The sequence below is a fragment of the Arthrobacter sp. B2I5 genome (genome assembly GCF_030816735.1).
Lineage (GTDB): Bacteria > Actinomycetota > Actinomycetes > Actinomycetales > Micrococcaceae > Arthrobacter.
This window is the reverse complement of record NZ_JAUSYF010000001.1, coordinates 284,177-310,115: the sequence shown is the minus strand read 5'-3', so window position 1 is coordinate 310,115 and position 25,939 is coordinate 284,177. Positions and strand designations below refer to the sequence as shown.

Below are 25,939 nucleotides of genomic sequence, written 5' to 3'. Positions count from 1 at the left end.
CATGACCAAGACTGCCCAAACAGAAGAAACGCAGACCAAAGACGTACTAACCCAAATCGCGGAGCCCAAGGCAGCGCCTGTACCAGAAACGCTGGATGGGCACCCCTCGCGCGCTTCCTCCCGCCGTCGTCGTATCCTGCTGTGGGTGGTGGCCGGCCTGGCCATCCTGGGTGTGATCGCCCTCGTTGTCGGCGGCATCTTCAACCAGGGAGCCGCCACGGACCCGGAGCCGACCATGACCGCTGTCCAGATCATCCCGCTGGTGATCCTCGTGGTGATGTTCGTCGTGGCCACCAAATGGCCGTTGAACATCGGCGTGATGGGGCTCGTGGCGTCCTTCGGCGTCGGCTATTTCATGCTGGGGATGTCCGATAAGCAGATCCTTGAAGAGTTCCCTGCCAGCATCGTCCTGACCATCATCGGCGTCACGTACTTCTTCAGCATGGCCCAGCGGAACGGCACCATCGACATCATCGTCAAGGGCTGCGTTCGGATGGTCCGCGGCAAGACGCTGCTGCTGCCGTGGGTGTTCTTCCTGATCGCCGCCGCATTGACCTCGCTCGGAACGTTCTCCCCCGCCGCCATCGCACTGCTGGCACCGGCCGCCATCGGATTCGCGTACGAATCGCGCATCCACCCGGTGGTCATGGGCGCCTTCATCATCAACGGTGCACACGCCGGTGGCTTCTCCCCGCTGTCCGTGGCCGGCGTCCTGGTCCACGACATCGCGGTGAAGAATGACTTCCCGATTTCCCAGGGTGGCTTGTTCATCGCCAGCTTCGCCCTGAACCTGATCCTGTCGGTGCTGACCATCGTCCTGTTCGCCCTGATCGGCAAGCTGCGCGACGGCGCAAGCGGGCAACACGTGGACATCGATACGTCCTCCACCGGCCGCCCGCACGGCCAGCAGATCCTGACGCTGGCGCTGATCGCGGCAATGCTGGTGTGCACCCTCGGCTTCCACATGCCCATCGGCTTCGTGGCCCTTTCCGCCGGCCTGCTGCTCGCCTTCATCAACATCAAGGAACAGAAGACCTTCATCGGCGGCATCTCCTGGTCCACCGTCCTGCTGGTGGCCGGCATGATCACCTACGTGTCCCTGCTGCAGCACGTGGGCGTCATCGACACCCTGGCCGAGCAGGCCCTGGCCCTGGGCGCTCCGCTGCTGATCGCGCTGGTCCTCTGCTACGTGATCGGCGTTGGCTCCGCCTTCGCGTCGTCCACCGCCCTGCTGACCGCGTTCATCCCGCTGGCCGGCCCGCTCCTGGCCACCAGCTCGCTCAGCGCCTCCGGAACCGTGGCCGCCCTGGCCATCGCCGCCACCGTCGTCGACGTCTCCCCCTTCTCCACGGACGGTGCGCTGGTTGTGGCCAACGCACGCGACGACGACCGGCAGCGCGTCTACAAGCAGCTGATGTTCTACGCAGGCGGCGTGGTGCTGGTAGCCCCCGCCCTGGCCTGGGCATTGCTGGTGCCTACCGGCATCATGTAGGTCAGCTCTTCATCACAAGCGGCCCGTCAGCATGCGCTGGCGGGCCGCTTGGCTGTTCCCTTTATTTCCGCCCATCTCCCCTGATTCTGTTTCCCAGCTGTGAATTACGGCTTACCCGGGACGTTGCGCCCGCCCGCGGCGTTAAACGGAACGGCGGAAGGAGGCCGGATGATCATTGTGCTGACGGGAATCGACGGATCGGGGAAGTCGACGGCGGCCCGCGCCTTGGTGTCATCGGTGCGGGCGCAGGGCGGCAGGGCGCTGCTCCTGAGCAACCATGCGGGCCGGCGGGTCATGTCCCTGCTGGCCGCCAGGCTGGGAGTGCGCCTGCCCGTCCAACTGGCTGACGCCGTCGAGACCACCCTCCGGGTGGGCAACGTCCTGGTCTCGCACCTGCGCGCCGGCCGCTTCGACGGCCTGGTGGTCATGGACCGGCACCTGCACTGCCAGCTGGCGCTGCGTTCCGCCAACGGACTGCCGCGCGGGCGGTTCCTGCCCTGGCTGCTGGCCCGCCTGCCGCGGCCTGACGCCGTCGTCCACCTGGACATCGAGCCCGCCGAGGCACACCGCCGCATCATTTCGCGCGGAACGGATTCCGAGAACCTTGCCGATCTGGCCGCCTTCCAGGCCGGGTACCGGGAACTGCCGGAGTATGCGGGGTTCGTGAAAGTGGACGCCTCCGCCCCGAAAGAACAGTTGATGGCGGACCTGCTCTCGCGGCTGGCCGCCGTCGGTGTGGATAACGACTCCGCATTTTCCGGCTAGACGGATTGTCCTTAAAGAAAGGAGCGGGCCAGGACAGTTATGTCCTGGCCCGCCCCTTTCAAACGTTGCGGAGTGATGCCGCTACCGCGATGCCGTGGGAGAGGCCGACGACGAGGAGCCGCTGCCGGAGGACATCGTCGCCGACGAGGTGGACGAGGCAGTGGACGAGGCCGAGCTGCTCGGCGAGGACGTGCTAGCCGCACCGGCCGAACTGTTGGCGGTGGCGCTGGAGGTCGCGCTGCTTTCAGCCTTCTTCAACACGTCGTTGATGAGGTCCTCAAGCTCCTTCTGGTCCTGGTCGCCCAGGTCCGTGCCGCTCTTGGTGGCAACCACCAAAAGGCGGCCTTCGGCAGCGGAAACCTGCATCAGCTTCTGCTGGTCGTCGCCGCTGCGGGTGCTGACCGTGGCGAAGGTCTTTTCAGCGTCAGTGTCCGCCTTCAGCTCCTGGCTGGAGACGTCGTACTTCTGGCCCAGCGCAGAGACCGAGAATTTGGCGCACTGGTTCATCTTGCCGCTGATGTCGCTCAGCGTCTTGACGGCGTCCGGGCCCTCGCTGCCGGACTGGGCGGACAGCGTGCGCGGCTGGTTGCCTTCGGAGAGCGCCACGGCCACGTCGCCGCTTTCCACCTTGTCCAGCAGGCCGGCGGTGGCAATGTCCTTGCAGTCCTTGGGATCAATGGTTGCCGTGCTCATCAGCAGGTTGGCGATGTTACCGCCCTGGTCAACCTGTTCCTTGGAGTAGAGCTTGAGTTCGTTCCCGTCGGCATCCTTCTTGCCGGAGATGAGGTTACGGAGCTCATCCTCCGAATACACCTTGGCGTTCGCGGTCTGGGTGGGGGAAGGGGTCGGGGTTGTAGTCGTGCTTGACGGGGTGGCAGTACCGCCGCCTCCTCCCGTGCAGCCGGCCAAGGCCAGCATCGCCGCAGTCACCACTCCAAGCGCAGAAACTTTTCGCATCAGGATCAACCTCCGAAATAGACAGCATGCTTAGTAGTTCTAAGCGTAAAGGGTGAAGGGCGGGGACGGAAATAACGGAATGGTTTCAAAAACAGGCGCCGGTGACACGGGGTGGCCGCACGTCAGGCGGGGACATGACCCGGCTCCAGCGGCGGCGGGTGCGGGTGCGGGTGGAGCTGCGGGTGCCGCCAGGCGCCGCTGGCTTTCGCCTGGTGGCCAAGGCTCCGTGAGATGGCACGCGCGGCGGCGCGGACCAGCGGTACCAGCTCATGCGCCGGCGTCTGGGCATCCGGAACCACAATGGACAGCGCAGCCACCACGCCGCCGTCCGCCCCGTGGATAGGTGCGGCAACGGAGACAGTGCGGGACGGATGGTCCCGGCGGACCACAGCGACGCCGGATTGCCTTACGTTTGCCAGGACGCCGCGAAGCAGGGCCGGCGGAAGGCCGCCGGAATCCGGAACTCCGACCTGCGCTTCATAGGGTCCCGCCTGCTGGGAAATCAGTTCCTGCAGGAGGTCCGGACCGGCGCTGGCAAGCAGGACCTGCCCGACGGCGGTGGTGGGCAGGGGCATCCGGCCTCCAACCCGGTAAGCCACTTCAGTCGCGGTACGGGAGGAGAGCCTGTCGATCAGGACTGCGTCCGTGCCTTCGCGGACGGCCAGCAGCACGTGATGCCGCGTGACCTCGTAAAGGTCCTCAAGGTATGGCAGGGCGATCTGCCTCACCCCGTGGCCCCGAGGTGAGAGCGAGGCGATTTCCCAGAGGCGAACCCCCACCACATAGCGCCCGTCCTCGAGGCGCTCCAGTGCACCCCATTCGGTCAGGTGCCGCGCCAGCCGCAGTGCCGTTGCCGGGGCAAGGCCGGCCTGGCGGGACAGTTCGGACAGACTCAGGGCCCGGCGCTGCTCGGTAAACTGCGCCAGCAGGCTCAGGGCCCGCACCAGCACGGGCGTGCCGGGAAGTGCAGGTGCAGCATCGCTGGGCGCGGCTGCTGTTTGCCTGCCTGCTCCGGCCATGTCCGCCTCCATTTGTTGCCTCCATCAAGCTTGGATAACGTTGGCGCCGCCACAAAGAGGAATTTCACCCAGTGAAAAGACTGCCCACAGGGCAGGCGCCGTGGGGCGAAGCTGATGGACGTCGCGCAGGCATCCAGCCAGCGTCCCTTGACCCGATTGGAATCAATGATGAACTCCAATGCCCCCAGGAAATCCCTGGCCGGAATCTTCGTGCTGTGCTGGCTTGGCCTGCTTGCCGACGGCTATGACCTCTACGTCTACGGCGCCACCCTGCCCGCCCTGATCGGGCAGCCGCCCTTCAATGTCTCGCCTGCCGGGGCCGGGGCGGTGGGATCCCTGGCGCTGGTGGGAATGCTGCTCGGTTCACTGATCGTGGGTACCCTGACGGACCGGCTGGGCCGCCGTCGGATCTTTGTGGGCGCCCTGGCGCTCTTTTCGCTGGCCATGCTCGCCTGCGCCATGGCACCGAGCTGGGAGCTCTTCGCGGTGTTCCGCTTCATCGCCTGCTTCGGCGTGGGCGGCCTTTTGCCGACGGCGGTGGCCCTCACCAACGAGTTCGCCCCGCCCGGGAAGAAGTCGCTGGTCCTGGGCGCCGTGCTCACGGGCCCTGCGACGGGCACGGTTGCCGCCTCGCTGACGTCCCTCACTGTCCTGGAGTCCAGCGGTTTCCGCCCGGTCTACGCCATTGGAGCTGCAGGGCTGCTGATCGTTCCCTTCGCCTGGTTCCTGCTGCCGGAGTCGCCGTCGTTCCTGCGGACCCAGTTCCGCGCGGCCGAGGCGGACAGGATCGAGGCAGCCTACGGCCTGCCCCGCACCCTGGATGTCCCGGCCGCTGCCGTGCGCGTCTCCCCCACCCGCACCCTGTTCGCCCATGGCACCGCCGGAACCACTGTCCTGCTGTGGGCCATCACCATCCTGAGCCTGCTGACCATCTTTGGCGTCAGCACATGGCTGCCGCAGATTATGCGCACGGCCGGGTTCGGCGTCGGATCCTCCGTGTCATTCCTGCTGGCGTACTCGGTGGGTGCTGTGGTCGGCACTGTCCTGGCATCTGTTGCCAGCCAGAAGTTCGGGCCGCGGCCGCTGGTGGTGGTGGGCTTCGTCAGTGCAGCGGCAGCCCTGCTCCTGATGTCCACCAACCCGCCGGCCGCGCTCATGACGGTGCTGGCCGCCGTCGCAGGCTTTGGCGGCCTAGGGACGCAAAACATGATTAACGACTACATTGCCCAGTTCTACCCAGCTGCCACCCGGGCCACCGGCCTTGGCTGGGCGCTTGCCGTGGGACGCATCGGGGCCATCGCGGGGCCAACCTACGGCGCCCTGCTGGTCAGCTTCGGCGGCGGCGTGCCCGTAGCCGCCATGTCATTCGCGGCGCCCGCGCTGCTGGGTGCCGTGCTCATGCTCGCCCTCCGCGCCAGGGCCGTTCGGCGCCCCGCCTTGACCCAGGATGCGGAACTGGTGGGCTGACCCCCAGTCCGGCCACAAACGTGCCGTGGCGGCCCCCGACGGCCCCCGCCTATGGAATAATCCAAGCAGGTGGTCCGGACCGGACTTATCCAGCAGCAGGAGGGGCCCCAATTGTCCGCCACATCAAGGAGCACCGCGGGAGCGGCGGCCACCGCTATCAATAACACCCAGGTCCCCAAGCACGAGCAGCTGCGGCTGATCATACTCAAGCTCGCCAAAGAGGAACTGGAGCCGGGCGCCCGGCTGCCCAGCGAGCGGACGCTCATGGACTCCTACGGCGTCAGCCGCATCACAGTCCGCGCCGCCATCGGCCGCCTGGTCAACGAAGGCCACCTGGTCCGGGTTCCGGCGAAGGGTACCTTCGTGGTGGATTCCCCTGTGCAGTCAACGCTGCACCTGGCGTCGTTCACGCAGGAGATGGAGTCCATGGGGCACGTGCCCAGTACGGTGGTGCTGATGGCCGAGACGGGCACTGCTCCCATGGATACGGCCGAGGCGCTCAGCCTGCCGCCGGGCTCCGAGGCCATCCACTTGAAGCGCCTCCGCCTGGCAGACGGCCGGCCGGTCAGCGTGGATGACGCCTGGTACAACCCCGAGCATGCCCGCGGACTTCTGGATATCGACCTGACCGGCTCGGTTTACAAAGCCCTCGCCGCGCAGTTCGGGCACCAGATCGACAGGGCCCGGCAGAGCGTGAGGTCCGAGGGCGCCCCCGCGGATGTGGGGGCGCTCCTCGGTACCGGCACAGGGGCGCCGGTATTGGCCTTCGACCGGGTGTCCTATTCAGGCCCCCTTGCCATCGAACATTCACGCTCGTGGTACCGCTCCGACCGCTACTCCCTGAACATGGAAGTCCGGCTCTAGCACTCAGCCCTAATCGAGCGAGAACAACTCCTCACCGGCAGTGACAGTGCCGGCTCCAGTGAGCGTTGCCACGTCCGGCTTGGTATCGAGGACGACGACGGGGCTCACCATCGAGTAACCGGCGGCAAGGGCGGCGGTGGGATCGACGCGCATGACGGGAGCGCCGGCGCCGACAGTGTCGCCTTGGGCAATCAGCAGCTTAAAGCCTTCGCCTTTGAGCTTGACCGTGTCAATGCCCACATGGGTGAGGACGCCGCGCCCTGAGGACTCAACCACTACAAAGGCATGCGGCAGCAGCTTGATCACCTTTCCCGCCACCGGGGACACGACGTCGAACATCTCGCCTGCCGGCGGTTCCACTGCGGCACCGGAACCAACCATCTGGCCGGCGAAAACAGGGTCCGGGACGTCAGCAAGGGGAACTACGGTACCGGCGATGGGTGCCAGCACCACCAGGGACTGTGCCACTAGAGGAGGTCCTCGATGTCTTCGGCCAGGGTGTCGGCCTCGGGGCCAACGATGACCTGGACGGCAGTGCCGGAGGCCAGCACGCCGTGGGCTCCCGCGGCCTTCAAGGAGGCCTCGTTCACGAGGGAACCATCTTTAACCTCAGTGCGAAGGCGGGTTATGCAGGCTTCAATCTCCACGATGTTGCCGGCTCCGCCCAGTCCTTCAATGATCTTTTCTGCTTTGGACATGGTTGCCCTTTCTGACGGTGCCCGCTCGGAGCACTGCTTCCACACCGGGGCCGGCGGCCCAAGTGCGACCAATTATGGCTTCAACCACCGGCCTTTTTGAATGGCCCGGCAGGATTTCCCATTGCCTTGACAGGCGCTCGTGGGATGGATCACACTGAACTGGTCATAACCAGACAGTACCGGCTGGAACCCCTCCTTCACAAGCCCCACCCGAACCCGCAGAGGTGCAACCATGTCAACATCCGAGACCGCCGCCCTGGCTCCCGAAAAGAAGCCAAACAGGGCCTTTGCCACCCTGCAGCGCCTGGGACGCACGCTGATGCTGCCCATCGCTGTTCTTCCCGCCGCAGGCATCCTGCTGCGCATTGGCCAGGCCGACCTGCTCGGCGCCATCCCTGGATTTGAAGGCGGCGCCGCCGTCATCTCCGCAGCCGGCAATGCCGTTTTCACCTGGCTGCCGCTCATCTTTGCAGTGGGCATCGCCATCGGCTGGGCCAAGAAGGCAGATGGTTCCACTGCTTTGGCCGCCGTGGTTGGCTACATGGTGATCGACGGCGTCTTCAAGGCCATGTCCCCGCTGGTCCTGGCTGGACAGGTTGACCCGGCCGGCAAGCAGGCGATGATCAATTATGGAGTCCTCGCCGGCATTGTGGTGGGCCTGCTCTCCGCAACGCTGTGGCAGCGGTTCTATCGGACGAAACTGCCGGACTTCCTTGGCTTCTTCAGCGGCCGCCGATTGGTGCCCATCCTGACCTCCGTGTCCAGCCTGGTGGCCGGCGTCCTCCTTGCCCTGGCCTACCCGCTGTTCAACGCCGGACTTTCCGCGGTGGGCCAGGCCGTGGCCAGCAACGCTGTTGCCGGCGGCGGCATCTACGGCTTCGCCAACCGCATGCTGATCCCCGCAGGCCTGCACCACATCCTGAACTCCGGCGTTTGGTTCCTCATCGGCGACTACACCGACGCCTCGGGCCACCTGGTCCGCGGTGACCTCAACCGCTTCTTCGCCGGGGACCCCAGCGCGGGCATCTTCATGACCGGTTTCTTCCCCATCATGATGTTCGGCCTGCCTGCAGCAGCACTTGCCATCTGGCGCCACGCCAAGCCCTCGCAGAAGAAGATCGTCGGTGGCATCATGCTTTCCACCGCGCTGACGGCTTTCTTCACCGGCATCACCGAACCGCTTGAGTACTCCTTCATGTTCGTGGCCTTCCCGCTCTACATCGTCCACGCCGCCTTGACCGGAACATCCATGGCCCTGGTCAACGCGCTGGGAATCCATCACGGGTTCACGTTCTCAGCAGGCCTGATCGACTTTGTCCTCAACTTCGGCAAATCACAGAACGGCTGGCTGCTCATCCCCATAGGGCTGGGTTACGCAGTGATCTACTACTTCCTCTTCTCCTTTGTCATCAAGCGCTGGAACCTGCGCACCCCTGGCCGCGAGGACGACGAGGTCACCGTGGAGACCGACGCCGCCAAGTAGCGTCCCCCGTCCTCATCCTCATCTCCCGCAACTGCAACCGGAAGCACTCAGACCGCATGGAAATCATCATTCTGCCCACCCCTTCCGAGGTCGCCCGCGCGGCGGCCGACGCCATCGAGGACCAGGTCCGCCGCGGCCCGTCCGTCCTGGGCCTGGCCACCGGGTCAACACCGCTGGGCACCTACCAGGAACTTATCGAACGGCACCGCAGCGGCGGCCTGAGCTTCGCACAGGCCCAGGCGTTCCTGCTGGACGAGTACGTGGGACTGCCAGCCGGGCATCCGCAGTCCTACCACTCGGTCATCCGGGAGGAATTCACGGCAAGCGTGGATTTCGGCGCCGACGCGGTACATGGCCTGGACGGCATGGCGGAGGACCTGCAGTCCGAGGCGGCCGCTTATGAGGCCCGGATCGCCGCCGCGGGAGGGGTGGATATCCAGATCCTGGGCATCGGCACGGACGGGCATGTGGGCTTCAACGAGCCCATGTCCTCCCTCGCCTCCCGTACGCGGATAAAGACCCTTACCCGCCAGACGCGCCTGGACAACGCCCGCTTCTTCGACTCCGCGGACGCCGTGCCGGATCACGTCCTGACGCAGGGCCTGGGAACCATCCGGGAGGCCAGGCACCTGCTGCTGCTGGCTATGGGGGAGGCCAAGGCCGGAGCCATAGCGGCTGCCGTCGAGGGCCCGGTCGCCGCCAGCTGCCCTGCGTCCGCGCTCCAGCTGCACCCGCACGTCTCGGTCCTGGTGGATGAGGCTGCAGCCTCCCGGCTCACCCACCGCGAGTACTACCAGGACACCTTCGGCCGGAAGCCGGCATGGCAGGGACTCTGAGCTCCAGGCCGATGTCCGTGGCCGGGACCGCGCCGCAGTTGGAGCTTGCCGTGGAAGATGCCGACGGCGTCCGGCTGGCGTCCGCCGTGGGCGCGGCCCGGGTTGAACTCTGCGCCGCCCTGGCGGAGACAGAGGGCGTCACGCCAAGCATCGGCACCATCGAGCAGGCGTGCGGGCTGGGCCTTCCCGTCCACGTCCTGGTGCGTCCGCGGCCGGGCAACTTCACCTATTCGCCCAGCGAGCTTGATGTCATTGAGCGCGATGCCGCTGCGGCTTTGGGTGCCGGAGCCGCGGGCGTGGTGGTTGGTGTCCTGGCACCCGACGGCGGCCCGGATGTTCAGGCAATCCGGCGCGTCGTGGCAGCAGCGCGGGCCGTGAGGCCGGACGCCCAAGTCACGTTCCACCGCGCGTTCGACGCGGCCCTGGCCGCCGGCTTGGACCCCGCCGAGGCGCTCTCCCGGCTGGAGGAGGCCGGGGTGGACCGGGTCCTCACCAGTGGTGGTGGCCCCGACTGCGCCGCGGGACTGGAGATGCTTGGCAGGATTGTGCAGGAGGGACGCCGGAGTGCTCCCTCAGTCCAAATCATGGCAGGCGGGGGTGTCACCCTGGCGCTGGTACCGTCGCTCCTTGAAGCGGGAGTCCATGCCGTGCACACCTCGGCGCGGCCCCGGCACGGGGGCGCTGCGGGCGGCGGGGGCCGGGCCGGCGCCGCGGACCACGGCTTGGCCGCCCGCATGGCTGCCGCCGTGGCCGGCCGTGCTGCTGATGCAACCGACGAACGAAGGACAGGAAACGATGGGCAATGAACTGTTTCTTCGCGGCCGTATAGTCACGGCGTCGCTGGATATTGCGGACGGGGTGGTGGCGGTCGACGGGGGCCTGGTCACCTTCGCTGGGCCGGCGTCCACATTCCCCGGGGTACTTCCGAAGGATGCCCCTTCCGGCCAGGTTCTGCTGCCGGGCCTGGTGGACGTGCACTGCCATGGCGCCTATGGTTCGGATTTCTCCGAGGGCGATCCCGACGGCGCCGAGCGGGCTGCACGCTACCTGCACAGCCGTGGAACCACCACGCTGGTGGCCAGCCTGGTCACCGGAGAGCCCGGCCACCTCGTCCGGAACCTTGGGATGTTGCGGGAACTGGCAAGCCTGGGGCTGATTGCCGGATCGCACCTGGAGGGTCCCTTCCTTTCGGGCCAGCAGTGTGGCGCGCACGATCCCGCCCTGCTCCTGGAACCCGATCCGGATATGGTGGCCCGGATGCTGGCCGCGGCAGGGCCAACCTTGGCCTCGATGACCTTGGCGGCCGAACTGCCCGGCGCCTTGGACCTTGCTGACCTGCTGGCCGCCCGCGGCATCATTCCTTCGCTGGGGCACACCGCGGCGGACCACTCGACGGCGGCAGCCTTCCTGGCGCGCGCGGCGGCGGCTTTGGACCCGGCCGGCAATTCCACCGGGAGGCACCGCCCGACGGTAACCCACTTGTTCAATGCCATGCCTTCCCTGCACCACCGCTCCCCCGGCCCTGTCTCGGCCAGCCTCAGCGCGGCAAAAGCTGGAAAAGCAGTAGTGGAACTGATTGCCGATGGCGTGCACCTGGCCCCGGAAACCGTGAAGCTGGTGTTCGACCTTGTGGGTGCGGAGAACATCGCCCTGGTGACCGACGCGATGGCCGCCACCGGCCTGGACGACGGGCGGTACCGGCTGGGTTCCCTCTCGGTGACAGTCAGCGGAGCCGTGGCGCGCGTGGATGGCACCGGGGCCATCGCCGGTGGTACCAGCACTTTGCTGGACGTCGTCCGGACCACCGTTGCTGCTGGTGTTCCCCTGCGGGATGCGGTGACGTCCGCGACCGCCGTCCCCGCCGCCGTGCTGGGGCTTTCAGCGAAGGCAGGCGACCTGCGGCGTGGAATGCCCGCGGATGTGGTCCTGGTTGATCAGGAACTGAACCTGGCCGGGGTGCTGCGAAAGGGTGCTTGGGCCACCGCACCAAGCTAAGTGCCCCGATACCGCATGTCCCGGTCGTCCTGGGCGGGGCTTGATGCCTGGGAAACCGTGATTGTCGGACCCTCGATGGATGATGTTTCCATGGGAATCGGCAGCGGTTGTGAGGTGGTTCTGGAGGGTGTTCATGCCTCCGTTGCTGCCCTTGATGCGCTGGCTGCTGAGGACGCTTTCCTGGCTGCCGGGGTTGGTGTTGGCGCTGACGTGGATGTGTTGCAGCGGCGGTACGAGCTGCGGCTGGAACGGCTGGAAGTGACGCGCCGCCTAAAGGCACAGCTGGCGGCCGTGGAAGCCCGGGACGCGGTGGAGTGTGTTGGGTTCCAGCAGGCACTGCTCGCCCCGGACGCGCCGGTGCATGAACGCACGTATGCGGAGATGTCAGCGGTGGAGGAGATCGCCGGGGTCCTGACCATCAGCTCAGGCGCGGCCGGGGCGTTCGTGGAGCAGTCCCGCCGTGTCTGTGCCCTGCCGCCGGTGATGGACGCTTTGGCCGCCGGGGACCTGTCCTGGCAGCACGCGAAAGTTGTAGCGGACGAGACCGAAGGCCTCACCCCCGACGGTGCCGCCGCATTAGTAGCCCACTTCTTCAGCCCCGATGCCCCGGACGGCCCGCGGCGCGGCACCCGGCGAACTCGTTCCCTCCCGGCTCCGGGCGAAGGCCCGGGGCTGGCGCGAACGCCACCACCCCGAAACCCTGGAGAAACGCCACGCCAAGGGCGTGGCGGACCGGCGGATGGAATACACCCCGGACCGCGACGGCAGGGCCTGGATCTCCCTCCACCTCCCCGGGCACACCGCTTCGGCCATCTGGAACCGCACCACCGCCACCGCCCGCGGCCTCCAAGGCCCCGATGAGCCCCGCACCCTCACCCAACTCCGCCCCGACATCGCAGCATCCCTGCTCCTCGGCACCGGCAGCGCCACCGACGCAACTCAGGCCAACGGAAGCACCGGTGGGATCGGGAAAGTCCCCACCCCGCGGGCCGACGTGCTGGTCATGGTCCCGGTCTTCTCCCTCCTCGGTGTCACCGACGAACCCGCAGAACTGGACGGCCACGGCCCCATCCCGGCCTCCATGGCCCGGAAACTGGTCGCGGACGGGGCGGACTCGTTCTACCGGGTCCTGGTCGACCCCCGCGACGGGGCCCCGCTGGAGATCGGCCGCACCCGCTACCGGCTCCCGGAGACCATCAAACAATGGATCCGGATGCGCGACGGAAAATGCACCTTCCCCGGCTGCAGCAACCGCACCCCGGACAATGACACGGACCACCTCACCGCCTGGGACCACGGCGGCACCACCGGCACCAGCAACCTGGCGCAACTCTGCCCAAAGCACCACCGGCTAAAACACGCCCGGCCCTGGATCCCGGACCCCGCAACCCAAAACGGGCCGCCCGGCTGGACCTCACCCACCGGACGCCACTACAAACCCGAACACCCAGACCCCGAACCAACCCACTGGCCACCTGGCATCATGCCCGGGCAACGAAGCCTGCTGGAGGAAGCACTTCTGGAACGCCTCGTGGTTTAACCCTGCCATCTAAGGCTGGCCTGAAGCAGCAGTTACACAAATCCGGTGTGCTGTGCATGGTCGCGGACACTTGTTCGCAGACCCAGTTGCCTATGCTGCCTCGGGCCCTCCCGCAATGCGGCGACGAAGTGGGACCCGTTGAGCGCGCTCCCCGGCAGCCAGAGCCCGCAGCCGGGGCACAACCCCCATGGCCAGCGGCGGCCCGTGGCCGGGTGCCAGCAACCGGGGGCCCAGCTCCGCCAGGCGCGCAGCCGAGTCCTTTGACAGCTTCCAGTTCCACGTGGTGTACCGGGGTGGTCCGGACAGATCCGGCACCCCGAACAGGATTCCGCCGATTGAATTCAGGTTGACTGTCACAACAGCATCGCCCGTGATCAGGACGCCGTCGCTGGAGCGCCAATACGCTACATGCCCGGCGGTGTGGCCAGGGGTGGGGACGGCAGCCCACTCGGGCAGGCCAGGCACTTTCCCGTCCGCGGGAAGGCTCTGCACCACGTCGGTAATGTCGCCTGCCGCTTCGATCCGCCGGCGTGCCCGGGCCGGGAGGGACCACAGGAACCGTGCGATGAACCACCTGTCCAATGGCATGGAAAACTCAGGGATGTACCGTCCGGCAGCCATGGGCAGCTCGGCCTGGTGAACGAACACCGGGATACCCCACAGCCGCGCCAGGGTTCCGGCTGCGCCGGAGTGGTCCGGATGGATGTGGGTCAGGAGGATGGCTGCGGGGGCGTTGCCGGGTCCGAGAATTTTTTCCACCGCAGCGCGCACCGGTTCCGCGCTGCCCGCCCATCCGCAATCAACCATCACCCACGCGGGGCCGGACCTCACCAAGTAGAGATTTGAGGCCATCGGCCCGGAACCTGTGGTCATGAGGATCACTCCGGTGGCAATCTCCCGTGGTTCTGAAATCCGCATCATCTCCCTCTCACACCACCGGGTGGCGAATCAGGGTGCGCAGCTTTTCCGGTGCACTGCGCCGGGGATCACCCAGGTAAATCTCGTGGTGGCGCCCCCGGACCTTTAGTCCGGCTTCCGTGATGGCAGCGTCCAGTCGGGCAATAGTGGGACCTTCGTCCGCGTAGGGACCGATATGGAGCACTTGGGCACATCGGCCTTCTTCCCAACGTTCGAAGCGGACCAACGCCAAGCCCGGAAGGCCTTTGGGACGGGAGTCGTCCAAGGCCCGTTCCAGAAGGGCTTCATCGATAGGTTCCGGCTGGAGCATCATGGCCTGCCAGCGCCATGACTCCCGGGCAATGCCTGAGAGTCCCGTAAAGTTAGCGGCCACACCTTCCGCATTCTCCGCATAGTTCGGGTCCTCAAACCACCACAAGGCTTCCAGGGGCATTACTTTTGGCACCTCGCCGGACTGCTTCTTCAGCCCGAAGTGCGCTGCGTAGCTGACCGTAAACAGCGCCTGGACCGCCTCGGCGAACGCCGGTCCGTCAGGGTCCCCCTGACCCTGGACAAGGGCGAAGAGAAGCGGAGGGACGTCGACGAAGTCGACAGACCCCTTGCGTGTTTTATAGAGAGCCGCAACGTCCTGCCGAAGGTCACTCACCGTACATGCACTCCATTCGGCTGCCTTGGATGGAACGGCATGGAGAGCCCCACCGCGGGAAGCCAAAGCCTCCGGGGCCAAGCCAAAGCATGTATGGCCCTGACAATGTCACTCCAATGGACCTCGCCATGAAGCCAGTTTTCCTTGGTGTGGGAGCAGCCAGTAGGGCCGAATGTCCTTCGCTACCCGTCTGCCCCGGGCAGGCACACTTCCACGAGTTCCCCACTCACCCGGGTCTCGAAAACCGGCTGCCGGGAAGTGGCGGGACCGGCCTTCACTTCCCCCGTGCGCAGCGCGAAAGTGCTCCGGTGCCAAGGGCAAACCACGCAGGCTTCCCCCGCTACATCCTTGATCTTGCCTTCATGCAGCGGTCCGGACAAGTGGCTGCAGACGTCGGACAGCACGTTGACGGTGCCGCCTTCACGGTGGACCAGCAATGGAATGCCCGCCACCTCGCGCTTATGGAGGCCGCCCTCCGGCAGCTCGGTCAGCGGTGCCAGCGGATGCCAGCCGGACGGAAAACGGTGCGGGATTTCCTCGCTGTGGTTGACGCCTGCGGCCTGTCGGTACGTGAGATGCCCACCGAGGAAGCCACCGGCACTCACCGTTGCGAGCCCCAGATACGCCAGAACCTTGCCGCGGCCCTGGCCGCCCCGGGCCCGCTGGACAAGTGACGCTATGTAGAGGCCGGTCGCGGTGATATTGGCCGCCGCATGCACCAGGCCAACCCTCTGCTGCTGCGGATGCAGCTGCGTCCAGTCCGTAAGCCCGGCCAGCGCAGAAGGAATCACACTTGCGGTACCCACACCGATCAACAGCCTGGCAGCTTTCCCGCCACCTGGAACGGCATCAAGGACGCCGGCTGACAGCCAGGCGCCGATGGGGACCTGCACGGCAAGGGGGTGCACCGGGTGGCCGATGGGAACTCCATGCAGGAGGTCGCGGGCCCATTGTGGCTTGATGACCTTCTTGACGGCTTTCCGGACGCTCTTGGCCAGTGGGTCCAGCCATTCAGCTTCCTCAAGACGCGTGACAAGCTCAAGTGCAGGCAGTGGCTTCATGTGTGTCCCCTTACCCCGTTTCCGGCTACCCAGTCAATGCCCGAGAGCATAGCCCTGGATCAGGAGGGGCAACAATGGTGGGCCGAAATTCAGGTGACTAGGGTTAGAGCAGGGGTGACCCCACCACCGTGAACCGATGGCCTCCCATCTCCCCGGACAGCAGCGGCATCGCCTCGGCGATCGCGGCCCTGGTGCTGTCCAGTTCCAGCGATGCCCGGTGGGCCTGCGCCGATTCCCACAGTTCGGAGACGAAGACGGTGTCCGGCATGTCATCGTTGATCCCCACCTCATAGAGGAGGCAGCCGGCTTCCTTCATTCCGGTCTTGGGTCGCAGCAGGATGGCCACGAGGGCGTCGCGCTGGCCAGGCTTGGTTCCAAGTACTCCCACATTGGCAAATGTCATAGGGACAGTGTGCAGTACGGACCGGACAACGGTGCCGACGGACAGTCGTACTCTGGCGGGCTCTTGAAATCTATGCGCAAGTAGGGTAGGCCGCCCCCTAGCGCAGCGTTGGACACAGGCGGAGGATTGAACGACCGGATCACCACTCACAGCGAAGCGGAAGGGTCCGAAGTCGAAGCCGCCCGCATTTCCGGGCTGGCAGTTAAATGGGGCGGGCAGTGCCGCCATGCTGTATCAGTGAAAATGCTCATGATGTGACGGCTTCAAGGCTGCCCGCAAAGGTGAATCGCACCCTTGAGGAGCAACAAAAGAAATGTCCAAAATTTTAGTAAACCGCTCAACGCGGGCAAAGGTGGCCCTGGTTCCGGTTCTGTCATTAGGTATGTTCGGAGGTTTCCTGGCTCTGGCCGCACCGGCCAATGCCGAAACCAGCCGCTACGGCTGTACGGTCGACCCGCTTGATCCAGAGGACCTCCGCGGCGACAAAGTCGACTTCAGTATTAAGGTCGATTGCAACGGCGAAAAGACCGTCGAGATCCGCCAGTGGATCTATGAGGACGAACGAGGTCATCACCACGACGACCTCCTGGCGGAAAGGACGGTCAGCGTGGACTTTGACCGCCATGACGACGCAACGACTATTCACTGCTACGTGGATTTCGGCGACGACCATGGACGCCATGACTACGCGATGAATAAGCACGACGACTGTGACGATCTCAAAAAGTATGACCGCAAACATGACCGCAAGGTTGAAGAGGTCTACCAGCGCGTCCAATTCCGTGTTCAGAACCACGGCGGACACTGGTCCGACTGGACGCCATGGGAGAAGAGCGACGTAGTGGAAGTAGACCATAACGGTAAGTAGGCCTTTTACGGTCCGCTCAATCCACATACCCACTGGGGAGCCAGGGGCAAGGCCCCCTGGCTCCCCAGTGTGCCTGAACTGCTCACTCCGCGGCGCCCAGGCTTCCAGCATGGACGACGGCGCCACTCGCCGTCGTATCTTCCTTCAGCATCCAGCCCACGCGCTTGACCGTCCGCAGCATCACCGCGCTTTCCACGATCTCGATGCCGGGCACCTTCTGCTGCAGCGCCAGCTCGGCCGACATGACATCCGCCAGCGTGTGCAGCCACATGATGATCACGAAGTTGGTGGGCCCTGTGGTGGAGGCGCTCAGCCGGACATTGCTGATGGTGCGGATCCCGGCGGCAGCCGCCTCATGCTGCCCCGCCGGTACGTTGACGAACCACTGGCACGTCACCGGGAAGGACGAGTACCGCTGGGCGATTTCGCAGCGGAACGACAGAATGCCGCTTGACAGCACCCGGTTCAGCTGGCGCTGCACCGTTGCCGGATGACGGCCAAGGGAGCGGGCGATGTCGGCAGCCGTCGCACGGCCGTCCCTGGCCAGGAACGGCAGCAGGTCGAGGTGGCTTTGCGGAAGTTGTGCCGCCTGAACGGAGGCCGGACCAACCGGGGCGGCAAGCGTCCGGAGCGCGGCCAGCTGTGAACGGCTCAGGACATTCAGCCGCCAGTCGTCACCGCTGCTGTGCAGCCGCGTGCACAGGGCCACCTGGTATTTGGTGAGCCCCTCAACTGCCTTCAGGCGCCTGATGACCTTGTCGCTGAACTCCTCCAGTGACCGCGTAATCACCGTCAGCATCAGGTCGCGGTTGCTGGCCGCCTCCTCCACGGTGATGATTTCCGGAACGGCGGCCAGTTCCGCCGTGACACTGTCCCGCCGGTTCATCTCGCAGTCCACCGCCACGTAGGCCAGGAGCATCTGCTTCGGGTCGCCCGCGAGGTGCGCCGTCACCCACGCGGCGCCGCTGGCGGCAAGCCGTTCCCAGCGGGCTGCCAGCGTGGTGGCATGCACATCCAGCACCTTGGCGGCATCCGCCCAGCCGAGGCGCGGCGCGGCCTGCAGGACCTGGATCAGGGCAAGGTCATCCTCGCTGAGCTCCATTTCGCTTCCTTTGCTTATTTATGAATCCTGCCCTGAAACAGCAGATTTTGAATACTTCCTGCGCTTTCGCAACATGTGAACCACGCCACTTCAGAATAGTCCCCAAGCCCCGATGCCCATTTCCAAGGAGTGACACGTGCCCATAACCGATGACGCCAAGGACCTGCAGGAAGACCTCGCCAGGCTCCGCCACGACCTGCACCGGCAGCCGGAAATCGGCCTGCACCTCCCCCGCACCCAGGAGCGCGTCCTTCAGGCGCTGGACGGACTTCCCTACGAGATCACCCTGGGCAAGGACACGACGTCGGTCACTGCGGTCCTGCGCGGCGGGCACCCGGACGCCGGGAAGCAGGAGGCTGCAGGGGACACGACGGCCCGCCCTGCCGTCCTGCTCCGCGCCGACATGGACGGCCTCCCCGTCCAGGAAAGAACCGGTGTGGACTTCGCCTCGCAGGCCGACGGTGCCATGCACGCCTGCGGCCATGACCTGCACACCTCCATGCTCGCCGGTGCCGCCACCCTCCTTGCGGAGAAGAGGCACCAGCTGCACGGCGATGTGGTCCTCATGTTCCAGCCGGGTGAGGAAGGCTTCGACGGTGCCAGCTACATGCTGCGCGAAGGCGTCCTCGACGCTGCCGGACCCCGCGTCCAGGCGGCCTACGGTATGCACGTGTTCTCCTCGCTCGAGCCGCACGGCACCTTCTGCACCAAGCCCGGCGTCATGCTCAGCGCCTCGGACGGCCTGGAAGTCACGGTGCTTGGCGCCGGCGGCCACGGCTCGGCCCCGCATTCGGCAAAGGATCCCGTCACGGTGGCCGCGGAAATGGTGACGGCCCTGCAGGTGATGGTCACCCGGCAGTTCAACATGTTCGATCCCGTGGTCCTGTCCGTGGGTGTCCTCCACGCCGGCACCAAGCGGAACGTCATCCCGGAGTCGGCCCGCATCGAGGCCACCATCCGGACGTTCTCGGAAGCATCGCGCCTGAAGATGATGGACGCCGTGCCGCGGCTGCTCACGGGGATCGCGGCCGCGCACGGGGTGGAGGTCGCCGTCGACTACCTGCAGGAATACCCCCTCACCATCACCAACGAGGACGAAACCCACACCGCCGAAAAGGTGATCAGCGAGCTCTTCGGCGAGCGCCGCCTCTCGCGCTGGGCCACTCCCCTCAGCGGCTCGGAAGACTTCTCCCGAGTCCTCGAGGAGGTGCCCGGCACGTTCGTGGGGCTCAGCGCCGTCGCCCCGGGCGGCGATCCGGCAACCTCGCCGTTCAACCACTCACCGTACGCAACGTTCGACGACGGCGTGCTGGCTGACGGGGCCGCCCTCTATGCGGAACTCGCCATCTCCCGGCTGGCCGCACTTTCACAGCCCGCCTAAGGCCGGCACCAGCTCCACCGGTATCCCCCAGACCCAACCGACCAGGAAGAAAACCATGTCCGTTGCAGCAACCAAGGCACAGACTGGACGCATGTCCACCGCCAAAACCGTCATCGGCACCGGCATCGGCAACGCCGTTGAATGGTACGACTGGGCCATCTACGCCACGTTCACCCCCTTCATCGCCAGCCAGCTGTTCAGCAAGGCGGACCCCGCGTCGGCCGTCCTGTCCACCCTGGCGATCTTCGCCGTCGGCTTCGTCGCCCGGCCGTTCGGCGGCTTCCTCTTCGGCTGGATCGGCGACCGCGTGGGCCGAAAAACGTCGATGACCCTCGCCGTCGGCCTCGCCTCACTGGGCAGCCTGATGATCGGCGTCGCCCCCACCTTCGCCAGCGTCGGGGCATTCGCCTCCCTCATGCTGCTGGTGGCACGGCTGGTGCAGGGCCTGGCGCACGGCGGTGAGCTGCCGTCGTCGCAAACGTACCTGTCCGAGATGGCTCCCAAGGAGCACCGCGGTTTCTGGGCCACCCTGATTTACACGTCCGGGACTGTGGGCATCCTCTTCGGCACCCTGCTGGGCGCCGTCCTGAACATGAGCCTGAGCACCGAAGCGATGAACGCGTGGGGCTGGCGGATCCCGTTCCTGATCGGCGCCGCCATGGGCCTGTATGCACTGATCATGCGGTCGCGCCTGCACGAAACCGAGGCCTTTGAAGGTGAAGCCACCTCAGAACGGCGCGCCCCGATCTGGCCGCAGATCGTCCGCTACCGCAAGCAGGCGCTGCAGGTCATCGGCCTGACGGTGGGCCTGACGGTGATCTACTACATCTGGGGCGTGGTGGCACCGAGCTACGCCACCACTGCCTTGAAGATCGACCGCGGCGAGGCGCTGTGGGCAGGCGTCATTGCCAACATCGTATTCATCGCCGCCCTGCCAGTGTGGGGCAAGCTCTCGGACCGGATCGGCCGCAAGAAGGTTCTCTGGGCCGGCGCCATCGGCTCCGCCGTCATGCACTTCCCCATGACCTGGCTGCTGAAGGATTCCGCCTGGCAGCTGGCTGTCAGCATGTCCGTGATGCTCGTCTTTATTGCCGCGAGCGCCGCCATCGTCCCGGCCGTGTACGCAGAGTTGTTCCCGACGTCGATCCGCACCGTTGGCGTGGGCGTCCCGTACTCCATCTGCGTGGCAGTGTTCGGCGGCACCGCGCCCTACCTGCAGCAGTGGCTCGGGTCCTCGCTGGGTGCCCCGCAGGTGTTCAACGCCTACGCCGTGCTGCTGCTGGTGGTCAGCGCCGCGTTCGTGTTCACCATCCCCGAAACCAAGGGCAAGGACCTGACGCACTAGCCGCCCGTACTGGCAGAAGGGTCCCCGGCGCAGTTGAGCGTGCCGGGGACCTTTCTGCATTTGCGTCTGCGGGCTGCCGCCGTCAGTGTGCGCCAATCTTCAGTGCCTGCTTCACGGCCGCTTCCGCTCCCTGCTTCCAGGGGTCGCCGTGGCCCGGTAGCAGCGTGGTTGCTCCCGTGGCGGCAATGGCCTCCAGCGATTCCAGCGCCTGCCCTGTGTCCTTGGTGGCGGCGGAGGCCACGATCTGCGCACCGGCCTTTCCGGTGTAGGGGTCCAGGGTCACCAGCGCGTCGCCGGTGAGGACCACCCCCCGGTCCCGTAGGTGGAGGATGCAATGCCCGTCCGTGTGGCCCGGAGTATGGACGACGGCGGGACGGCCAGTCAGTGCATCCGCGACCCCGGTGCCCAGCGGCTGGGTCTCGGAGATGCCCTTGACGGCCAGGGCACCTGCCGCCGCCATGCTGCCGAGCCGCGGCAGCGATTTGGGGTGGGTGAACGGGTACAGGAACCTGTTCCGCTGCGGCTTGTAGCGGTAGGGATGCGCCGCCAGCCTGGCGTCCCCCTGGTGCACCAGTACTGGGATCCCCCACTGCCGGTGGGCCCGCAGCGCGAACCCCACGTGGTCGAAGTGGCCGTGCGTGAGGACCAGGGCCTTGACGTCCTGCGGGCGCCGGTTCCGTTCCTCAAGGAGCTGGGTGAGCATGGGCCACATGGTGGGCAGGCCGGCGTCCACCAGGGTCACGCCGTGGTCGTCCTCGATGACGTAGCAGTTGACGTTGGCGTGGGTGATCAGGTGAATGCCGTCTGCGACGTTGGGGATGATCATTGCCGGGGGCTCCTTCAGGTAGGCGGGCTGCTTGGTCACTGTCCCCTGGAAGTACCCAGCAACAGGGAGACTGAAGCCGCCTGCAGGCACTCGTCCTGTCCCATGTGCCCCAACCCCGGCGGTGTCGAGGGCTAGTGCCGGGGAGCGGCGATCGAAGCCCGGCGAATCAGCGGGCAGCCCAGAACGGTGGGTTGGGATCCCGTGACGGGGAGGTTGGACTTTCCTTCTATGGCATCAATCAGGTGCTCCGTGGCCCAAGCCCCCATCGCGTAGTGCGGCAGGGCCACGGTGGTCAGGCCCGGATGGAGATTGGCGGCGATCAATTCCTGGTCATCGAAGCCGACAACCGAAAGGTCGGCGGGGATGGAGAGCCGCAACTCCGCGGCAGCGCGGTAGGCTCCCATCGCCATGCGGTCGTTGTAGCAGAACAAGCCGGTGGGCGGCTCCTCCCCAGCAAGGATCCGCAGCGCCGCCTCATAGCCGCCCTGTGCATCGGAGGCCGCGGACTCGACAGGTGCCGCGTCGCCGTCGAACCCTGCTTCGGTCAGGGTGGCGCGGAAGGCCTGAAGCCGCTGGCGGGTTGAGGGTACGTCCGTGGTGTTGTTGATGAAACCGATCCGGGTATGGCCGGCCTCAAGGAGCGCTTGCACTGCAACGCGGGCACCCCCTGCTTCGTCCGGGATGACAGCGACGATGTCACCGTCGGCCGCCACGGAGTCGACCAGGATGGAGGGCACGCTGCCGAGGTTTGGCGGCAGCTCGACGCTGCGGTGGTACATGGTGGCGTAGAGGATTCCGTCCACCCGGCGCTCCAGGAGGGCCCCGACGTCGGCCTGCCGGGATTCCAGGCTGGCCGAGCCGGACGTGTTGATGACCATGAGGTTGTACCCGCGCGCCCTGGCGGCTTCATCAGCGCCCAGGATGATCCTTCCGGCATGGGGCGTGGTGGCGATGTCCTCGCTGAGCAGGCCCAGCATCCCGGTCCTTTGGGTGCGGAGGGCCTGGGCCAGGCGGTTGGGCCCATAACCCAACTGTTCCGCAGCGGACCGCACCTTATTCCGGGTTTCCTGGCTTACCCTGGCGTAAGAGACCTCGTTGAGGACGTGTGAAACGGTGGTGGCGGACACGCCGGCGGCCACGGCTACGTCCTTGATGCCAATATTCCTGTTGCTCATCTGTCTCGGACGTCCTCATGTTTGGATGCTGCCGCGGGGGTTACCAGTAGGCTACTTGCTACTTTGTCCCGCGCCTGGCGGCGCTCAGGCAGCGACCGGCAGTACCAGGAGGTACCCGGCGGGAAGGCTGCTGCTCCAGCGGCGCGGTTCGCGGACCACGAACTGCGTGGCCAGCTCCTCCGGCGTCAACAGGCTGTTGGGGACAGGCGACGGTCCCCACTGTCCGCTGCCGTACGGGTACAGCGGGTCCAGGACATGGACTCCGGTCACGGCGAAGTCGCCGAACTGCCGGGGGTCGCCGATGGATTCGAATCCGCTCATCACCCAGGCATGCCGCCCGCTCCACATGACCAGTCCCACCGGCCGGCCCGTGTCAGTGATAGCGCGGGCAGCCGTCCGCACCGCCTCGCCGTAGTCGGGAATGCTCACCACGCGGTAAGGCCCCATTCCCGATTCGGTCAGCACCTGCGCCCAGCCGAAGGGGTTGGCGCCATTGAAGGAGTCGGACGAGCGGGCGCGGGCCATCTCCCACAATTGGCCCTGCTGAGTGGAGTCGGCCCAGGTGCCGCCGCCTGTGTCATCAATGAGGTTGTGCGCCATCTGGATGCTCGCCGCCACGCACCAGTCGAAGGTGTACTGCGGAACAAAGTCCCCCTCCCGGTACAGGTTCAGGGCGAACGGCTGTGGCACTGGCGCAGGGGCCGGGGCAGCGACGGGCGCCTGGGGTGGGACCGGTGCCGGAATTGGCGTCGCGGATTCGACGGGAGCCGCGGGCGCAGCCAGGGCAGTACCCCCGGACGCGTCTTCAGGCGAACCTGCCTCAACGGAGGAACCCGCCGAGGCGGCGGGAGCGGGAGTGGCGGCTCCCTCCTGCAATCCGGCCACGGGAACGCAGGCGGTGAGGAATCCGGCCAGGGCAACGAGCCAGGCCACAAGGCGCAGGCGGGCACCGGTCATGATCGCTCGCATCCATTCCTGTTGAGCTGGCTTACCTCATACCAGTCTCCTGCCAACGACTCCCCTTGACTACCCCGCCCCGCCTTCCCTACACTTTTCATAAAGCAGAATCTAAATTCCACAAAGCGGAAACGGTAAAGAAGCCGGAAGCAAGGGAAGATAGATCAAAGCCCTCCTCGGAAGGACCTACGATGACGTACACAGTGAACTGCTCCATCCTCCTCACGGAGCTTCCCCTGCTTGAGCGCCCCGCTGCCGCAAAGGCAGCAGGCTTTGACGCCGTTGAGTTCTGGTGGCCCTTCGAAACCTCCGTTCCGGCGGACAGCGAGATCAGCAAGTTCGAGAACGCCATCACGGGCGCCGGAGTCCAGCTCACGGGCCTGAACTTCAATGCCGGCAACATGCCCGGCGGCGACCGCGGCCTGGTTTCCTGGAAGGGGCGCTGCTCCGAGTTCAAGGACAACATCGACGTCGTGGCCGGCATCGGCGAGCGCCTGGGCTGCAAGGCCTTCAACGCCCTCTACGGCAACCGGCAGGAAGAATTCACTCCGGAGGAGCAGGACGAGCTCGCCGTCAAGAATCTGGCAGCGGCGGCAGAAGGCGTGGCCCGCATCGGCGGCACCGTCCTCCTGGAACCGGTCAGCGGCGCATCCAGGTACCCCCTCCTCACCGCCGACGACGCACTCAAGGTCATCGCCCGCGTCAAGGCGGAGGCCGGCGTCGGAAACATCAAGCTCCTCGCCGACTTCTACCACCTGGCAGTCAACGGCGACGACGTCCCGGCCGTCATTGAAAAGCACGCCAAGGACTTCGGCCACATCCAGATCGCCGACAACCCCGGCCGCGGCGCCCCCGGCACCGGCACCCTCCCCCTCGGTGAATGGATCGCCCGCAGCCGCGAACTCGGCTACGAGGGCTACATCGGCCTCGAGTACAAGGAACCGCAGGAGACGGCCTTCAGCTGGGCCATCCGCCAGCGCATCTCCCAGTAATCCCCACCCGCCCAACTGAGTAGCAGTAGATGTCGTTTAGAGCCCTCAAAACGACATCTACTGCGACCTAGTTGGGTAACCCCACACAGACTTTCAGAAAGAGAACCATTATGAGCAACGTTGCAGTCATCGGACTCGGAATCATGGGCCTGCCCATGGCCATCAACCTGGTCAAGGCCGGACACAAAGTCACCGGCTTCAACCGCAGCCAGGACAAGATCGACAAGCTGGTCTCCGAAGGCGGCAAGGGCGCCTCGAGCATCGCGGACGCCGTCAAGGACGCCGACGTCGTCATCACCATGGTGCCGGACTCCCCCGACGTCGAGGGTGTAGTCAGCGGCAAGGACGGCGTCTTCGCCAACGCAAAGCAGGGCGCCCTCTGGATCGACGCCTCCAGCATCCGCCCCGACGTCGCCGTCCGCCTCGCGGCAGAGGCCAAGGAAGCAGGCATCCGCCCCCTTGACGCCCCGGTCTCCGGCGGCGAACAGGGCGCCATCGACGCCGTCCTGTCCATCATGGTCGGCGGCGAGAAGGCCGACTTTGACGCCGCCTCGGACGTCCTCAACGCCGTTGGCAAGACCATCGTCCACGTCGGCCCCTCCGGCTCCGGCCAGACCGTCAAGGCTGCAAACCAGCTGATCGTTGCCGTGAACATCGAGGTCCTCGGCGAGGCCATTGCCTTCCTCGAGGCCTACGGCGTGGACACCGACGCCGCCCTCAAGGTCCTCGGCGGCGGCCTGGCCGGCTCCAAGGTCCTGGACCAGAAGGGCCAGAAGATGCTGGACCGCAACTTCGACCCCGGCTTCCGCCTGGCCCTGCACCACAAGGACCTGGGCATCGTCACCTCCGCCGCCCGCGAAGCCAATGTCGCCATCCCGCTCGGCGCCGTCGTCGCACAGCTCGTCGCCGCCACCGTCAACCAGGGTGACGGCGCACTGGACCACTCCGGACTCTTCAAGCAGGTCCTCCAGCTCTCTGGCCGCAAGTAACCCAGGCAGCAGCTAAACCAGCCCCTCCATAACGGGGCACTTCGACACAGACACGCCGGCCGCCGTCGTCAATTACGACGGCGGCCACCCCCCAAAGTGCCCCACGACGGTTCGTGGGCGCACTTCAGCACACCCAAAAACAGACTTCCCAAGCTTTCAA

At 66.1% G+C, this 25,939-nt stretch carries 26 protein-coding genes; 14 read left to right on the top strand and 12 right to left on the bottom strand.

Annotated elements, in window-relative coordinates; all coding sequences use genetic code 11:
* Position 1: 1 nt before the first annotated feature.
* Complete coding sequence (locus QFZ60_RS01415) at positions 2-1,492, top strand: SLC13 family permease (protein WP_373427654.1); 1,491 nt, start codon at positions 2-4, stop codon at positions 1,490-1,492.
* A 168-nt stretch (positions 1,493-1,660) separates the two neighbouring features.
* Positions 1,661-2,257, top strand: coding sequence for an AAA family ATPase (locus QFZ60_RS01410; protein WP_307087490.1), 597 nt, complete (start codon positions 1,661-1,663; stop codon positions 2,255-2,257).
* An 81-nt stretch (positions 2,258-2,338) separates the two neighbouring features.
* Here QFZ60_RS01410 and QFZ60_RS01405 read toward each other — a convergent pair whose 3' ends face one another.
* Both QFZ60_RS01405 and QFZ60_RS01400 read right to left on the bottom strand, forming a co-directional pair.
* Positions 2,339-3,214, bottom strand: a complete 876-nt coding sequence (locus QFZ60_RS01405; protein WP_307087489.1) for a hypothetical protein — start codon at positions 3,212-3,214, stop codon at positions 2,339-2,341.
* Between the two features lie 122 nt (positions 3,215-3,336).
* Positions 3,337-4,245, bottom strand: a complete 909-nt coding sequence (locus tag QFZ60_RS01400) for an IclR family transcriptional regulator (RefSeq protein WP_373427653.1) — start codon at positions 4,243-4,245, stop codon at positions 3,337-3,339.
* 153 nt (positions 4,246-4,398) lie between these two features.
* On the opposite strand from QFZ60_RS01400, the gene QFZ60_RS01395 reads away from it, so the two are divergent.
* The gene (locus QFZ60_RS01395; RefSeq protein ID WP_307087487.1) at positions 4,399-5,700 is read left to right on the top strand and encodes an MFS transporter; all 1,302 of its coding nucleotides are present in this window, start codon (positions 4,399-4,401) and stop codon (positions 5,698-5,700) included.
* 111 nt (positions 5,701-5,811) lie between these two features.
* Complete coding sequence (locus QFZ60_RS01390; protein WP_307087485.1) at positions 5,812-6,564, top strand: GntR family transcriptional regulator; 753 nt, start codon at positions 5,812-5,814, stop codon at positions 6,562-6,564.
* A gap of 9 nt (positions 6,565-6,573) precedes the next feature.
* Here the strand turns inward: QFZ60_RS01390 and QFZ60_RS01385 are convergent, their stop codons facing one another.
* Both QFZ60_RS01385 and QFZ60_RS01380 read right to left on the bottom strand, forming a co-directional pair.
* Positions 6,574-7,032, bottom strand: coding sequence for a glucose PTS transporter subunit IIA (locus QFZ60_RS01385; RefSeq protein ID WP_307087483.1), 459 nt, complete (start codon positions 7,030-7,032; stop codon positions 6,574-6,576).
* Complete coding sequence (locus QFZ60_RS01380) at positions 7,032-7,262, bottom strand: glucose PTS transporter subunit EIIB (RefSeq protein WP_050053469.1); 231 nt, start codon at positions 7,260-7,262, stop codon at positions 7,032-7,034. Before QFZ60_RS01380 ends, QFZ60_RS01385 begins: the two co-directional genes overlap by 1 nt.
* Positions 7,263-7,494: 232 nt before the next feature.
* Here QFZ60_RS01380 and QFZ60_RS01375 point away from each other — a divergent pair, with 232 nt between their 5' ends.
* The 5 genes from QFZ60_RS01375 (at position 7,495) to QFZ60_RS01350 (ending at position 13,116) form a co-directional block, all read left to right on the top strand.
* Complete coding sequence (locus tag QFZ60_RS01375; protein ID WP_307087476.1) at positions 7,495-8,745, top strand: PTS transporter subunit EIIC; 1,251 nt, start codon at positions 7,495-7,497, stop codon at positions 8,743-8,745.
* A 56-nt stretch (positions 8,746-8,801) separates the two neighbouring features.
* Positions 8,802-9,581, top strand: a complete 780-nt coding sequence (nagB, locus tag QFZ60_RS01370; RefSeq protein ID WP_307087474.1) for a glucosamine-6-phosphate deaminase — start codon at positions 8,802-8,804, stop codon at positions 9,579-9,581.
* Positions 9,566-10,387, top strand: coding sequence for a copper homeostasis protein CutC (locus tag QFZ60_RS01365; RefSeq protein WP_307087472.1), 822 nt, complete (start codon positions 9,566-9,568; stop codon positions 10,385-10,387). The genes nagB and QFZ60_RS01365 overlap by 16 nt, the downstream gene beginning before the upstream one ends.
* Entirely contained in the window at positions 10,377-11,576 is a 1,200-nt protein-coding gene (locus tag QFZ60_RS01360) for an N-acetylglucosamine-6-phosphate deacetylase (RefSeq protein WP_307087469.1), read from the top strand. The genes QFZ60_RS01365 and QFZ60_RS01360 overlap by 11 nt, the downstream gene beginning before the upstream one ends.
* Before the next feature lie 601 nt (positions 11,577-12,177).
* On the top strand, positions 12,178-13,116 hold the full coding sequence (locus QFZ60_RS01350) for an HNH endonuclease signature motif containing protein (protein ID WP_307087466.1): 939 nt from the start codon (positions 12,178-12,180) through the stop codon (positions 13,114-13,116).
* A gap of 90 nt (positions 13,117-13,206) precedes the next feature.
* Here the strand turns inward: QFZ60_RS01350 and QFZ60_RS01345 are convergent, their stop codons facing one another.
* The 4 genes from QFZ60_RS01345 to QFZ60_RS01330 form a co-directional block, all read right to left on the bottom strand.
* A complete protein-coding gene (locus tag QFZ60_RS01345) occupies positions 13,207-13,989 on the bottom strand; it encodes an MBL fold metallo-hydrolase (RefSeq protein ID WP_307087464.1) in 783 nt (260 codons plus the stop codon).
* A 55-nt stretch (positions 13,990-14,044) separates the two neighbouring features.
* Positions 14,045-14,680: a GyrI-like domain-containing protein gene (locus tag QFZ60_RS01340; protein WP_307087462.1), complete on the bottom strand. Its 636-nt coding sequence runs from the start codon at positions 14,678-14,680 to the stop codon at positions 14,045-14,047.
* Between the two features lie 182 nt (positions 14,681-14,862).
* The gene (locus QFZ60_RS01335) at positions 14,863-15,741 is read right to left on the bottom strand and encodes a Rieske 2Fe-2S domain-containing protein (protein WP_307087460.1); all 879 of its coding nucleotides are present in this window, start codon (positions 15,739-15,741) and stop codon (positions 14,863-14,865) included.
* 103 nt (positions 15,742-15,844) lie between these two features.
* Positions 15,845-16,144, bottom strand: a complete 300-nt coding sequence (locus QFZ60_RS01330) for a putative quinol monooxygenase (RefSeq protein ID WP_307087459.1) — start codon at positions 16,142-16,144, stop codon at positions 15,845-15,847.
* A gap of 313 nt (positions 16,145-16,457) precedes the next feature.
* On the opposite strand from QFZ60_RS01330, the gene QFZ60_RS01325 reads away from it, so the two are divergent.
* Positions 16,458-17,012, top strand: a complete 555-nt coding sequence (locus tag QFZ60_RS01325) for a hypothetical protein (RefSeq protein WP_307087458.1) — start codon at positions 16,458-16,460, stop codon at positions 17,010-17,012.
* Positions 17,013-17,094: 82 nt separating this feature from the next.
* Here the strand turns inward: QFZ60_RS01325 and QFZ60_RS01320 are convergent, their stop codons facing one another.
* Positions 17,095-18,114 (bottom strand): Lrp/AsnC family transcriptional regulator, encoded by a 1,020-nt coding sequence (locus QFZ60_RS01320; RefSeq protein WP_307087457.1) that lies wholly within the window; start codon positions 18,112-18,114, stop codon positions 17,095-17,097.
* 136 nt (positions 18,115-18,250) lie between these two features.
* Here QFZ60_RS01320 and QFZ60_RS01315 point away from each other — a divergent pair, with 136 nt between their 5' ends.
* Complete coding sequence (locus tag QFZ60_RS01315) at positions 18,251-19,495, top strand: M20 family metallopeptidase (RefSeq protein ID WP_307087455.1); 1,245 nt, start codon at positions 18,251-18,253, stop codon at positions 19,493-19,495.
* 55 nt (positions 19,496-19,550) lie between these two features.
* Positions 19,551-20,840: an MFS transporter gene (locus QFZ60_RS01310; protein ID WP_307087453.1), complete on the top strand. Its 1,290-nt coding sequence runs from the start codon at positions 19,551-19,553 to the stop codon at positions 20,838-20,840.
* 82 nt (positions 20,841-20,922) lie between these two features.
* On the opposite strand, the gene QFZ60_RS01305 is transcribed toward QFZ60_RS01310, so the two are convergent.
* From QFZ60_RS01305 to QFZ60_RS01295, 3 genes are all read right to left on the bottom strand, one after another.
* Positions 20,923-21,705, bottom strand: a complete 783-nt coding sequence (locus tag QFZ60_RS01305) for an MBL fold metallo-hydrolase (RefSeq protein WP_307087451.1) — start codon at positions 21,703-21,705, stop codon at positions 20,923-20,925.
* A gap of 92 nt (positions 21,706-21,797) precedes the next feature.
* A complete protein-coding gene (locus QFZ60_RS01300) occupies positions 21,798-22,841 on the bottom strand; it encodes a LacI family DNA-binding transcriptional regulator (RefSeq protein WP_307087450.1) in 1,044 nt (347 codons plus the stop codon).
* Positions 22,842-22,925: 84 nt separating this feature from the next.
* Complete coding sequence (locus QFZ60_RS01295; protein WP_307087448.1) at positions 22,926-23,798, bottom strand: hypothetical protein; 873 nt, start codon at positions 23,796-23,798, stop codon at positions 22,926-22,928.
* Between the two features lie 191 nt (positions 23,799-23,989).
* Here QFZ60_RS01295 and QFZ60_RS01290 point away from each other — a divergent pair, with 191 nt between their 5' ends.
* Positions 23,990-24,790 carry a hydroxypyruvate isomerase family protein gene (locus tag QFZ60_RS01290; protein ID WP_307087447.1) on the top strand — a complete coding sequence of 267 codons (801 nt, stop codon included), beginning with the start codon at positions 23,990-23,992 and terminating at the stop codon, positions 24,788-24,790.
* A 110-nt stretch (positions 24,791-24,900) separates the two neighbouring features.
* Positions 24,901-25,779 carry a 2-hydroxy-3-oxopropionate reductase gene (locus tag QFZ60_RS01285; protein ID WP_307087445.1) on the top strand — a complete coding sequence of 293 codons (879 nt, stop codon included), beginning with the start codon at positions 24,901-24,903 and terminating at the stop codon, positions 25,777-25,779.
* Positions 25,780-25,939: the final 160 nt, after the last annotated feature.

What these genes read in the sequence shown, in the direction of transcription:
- QFZ60_RS01415 (WP_373427654.1), top strand. Translation starts at nt 2, where the DNA reads ATGACCAAGACTGCCCAAACAGAAGAAACGCAGACCAAAGACGTACTA.
- QFZ60_RS01410 (WP_307087490.1), top strand. Translation starts at nt 1,661, where the DNA reads ATGATCATTGTGCTGACGGGAATCGACGGATCGGGGAAGTCGACGGCG.
- QFZ60_RS01405 (WP_307087489.1), bottom strand. Translation starts at nt 3,214, where the DNA reads ATGCGAAAAGTTTCTGCGCTTGGAGTGGTGACTGCGGCGATGCTGGCC.
- QFZ60_RS01400 (WP_373427653.1), bottom strand. Translation starts at nt 4,245, where the DNA reads ATGGAGGCGGACATGGCCGGAGCAGGCAGGCAAACAGCAGCCGCGCCC.
- QFZ60_RS01395 (WP_307087487.1), top strand. Translation starts at nt 4,399, where the DNA reads ATGATGAACTCCAATGCCCCCAGGAAATCCCTGGCCGGAATCTTCGTG.
- QFZ60_RS01380 (WP_050053469.1), bottom strand. Translation starts at nt 7,262, where the DNA reads ATGTCCAAAGCAGAAAAGATCATTGAAGGACTGGGCGGAGCCGGCAAC.
- QFZ60_RS01375 (WP_307087476.1), top strand. Translation starts at nt 7,495, where the DNA reads ATGTCAACATCCGAGACCGCCGCCCTGGCTCCCGAAAAGAAGCCAAAC.
- nagB (WP_307087474.1), top strand. Translation starts at nt 8,802, where the DNA reads ATGGAAATCATCATTCTGCCCACCCCTTCCGAGGTCGCCCGCGCGGCG.
- QFZ60_RS01365 (WP_307087472.1), top strand. Translation starts at nt 9,566, where the DNA reads ATGGCAGGGACTCTGAGCTCCAGGCCGATGTCCGTGGCCGGGACCGCG.
- QFZ60_RS01360 (WP_307087469.1), top strand. Translation starts at nt 10,377, where the DNA reads ATGGGCAATGAACTGTTTCTTCGCGGCCGTATAGTCACGGCGTCGCTG.
- QFZ60_RS01350 (WP_307087466.1), top strand. Translation starts at nt 12,178, where the DNA reads ATGCCCCGGACGGCCCGCGGCGCGGCACCCGGCGAACTCGTTCCCTCC.
- QFZ60_RS01345 (WP_307087464.1), bottom strand. Translation starts at nt 13,989, where the DNA reads ATGACCACAGGTTCCGGGCCGATGGCCTCAAATCTCTACTTGGTGAGG.
- QFZ60_RS01335 (WP_307087460.1), bottom strand. Translation starts at nt 15,741, where the DNA reads ATGAAGCCACTGCCTGCACTTGAGCTTGTCACGCGTCTTGAGGAAGCT.
- QFZ60_RS01330 (WP_307087459.1), bottom strand. Translation starts at nt 16,144, where the DNA reads ATGACATTTGCCAATGTGGGAGTACTTGGAACCAAGCCTGGCCAGCGC.
- QFZ60_RS01325 (WP_307087458.1), top strand. Translation starts at nt 16,458, where the DNA reads ATGTCCAAAATTTTAGTAAACCGCTCAACGCGGGCAAAGGTGGCCCTG.
- QFZ60_RS01320 (WP_307087457.1), bottom strand. Translation starts at nt 18,114, where the DNA reads ATGGAGCTCAGCGAGGATGACCTTGCCCTGATCCAGGTCCTGCAGGCC.
- QFZ60_RS01310 (WP_307087453.1), top strand. Translation starts at nt 19,551, where the DNA reads ATGTCCGTTGCAGCAACCAAGGCACAGACTGGACGCATGTCCACCGCC.
- QFZ60_RS01300 (WP_307087450.1), bottom strand. Translation starts at nt 22,841, where the DNA reads ATGAGCAACAGGAATATTGGCATCAAGGACGTAGCCGTGGCCGCCGGC.
- QFZ60_RS01295 (WP_307087448.1), bottom strand. Translation starts at nt 23,798, where the DNA reads ATGACCGGTGCCCGCCTGCGCCTTGTGGCCTGGCTCGTTGCCCTGGCC.
- QFZ60_RS01290 (WP_307087447.1), top strand. Translation starts at nt 23,990, where the DNA reads ATGACGTACACAGTGAACTGCTCCATCCTCCTCACGGAGCTTCCCCTG.
- QFZ60_RS01285 (WP_307087445.1), top strand. Translation starts at nt 24,901, where the DNA reads ATGAGCAACGTTGCAGTCATCGGACTCGGAATCATGGGCCTGCCCATG.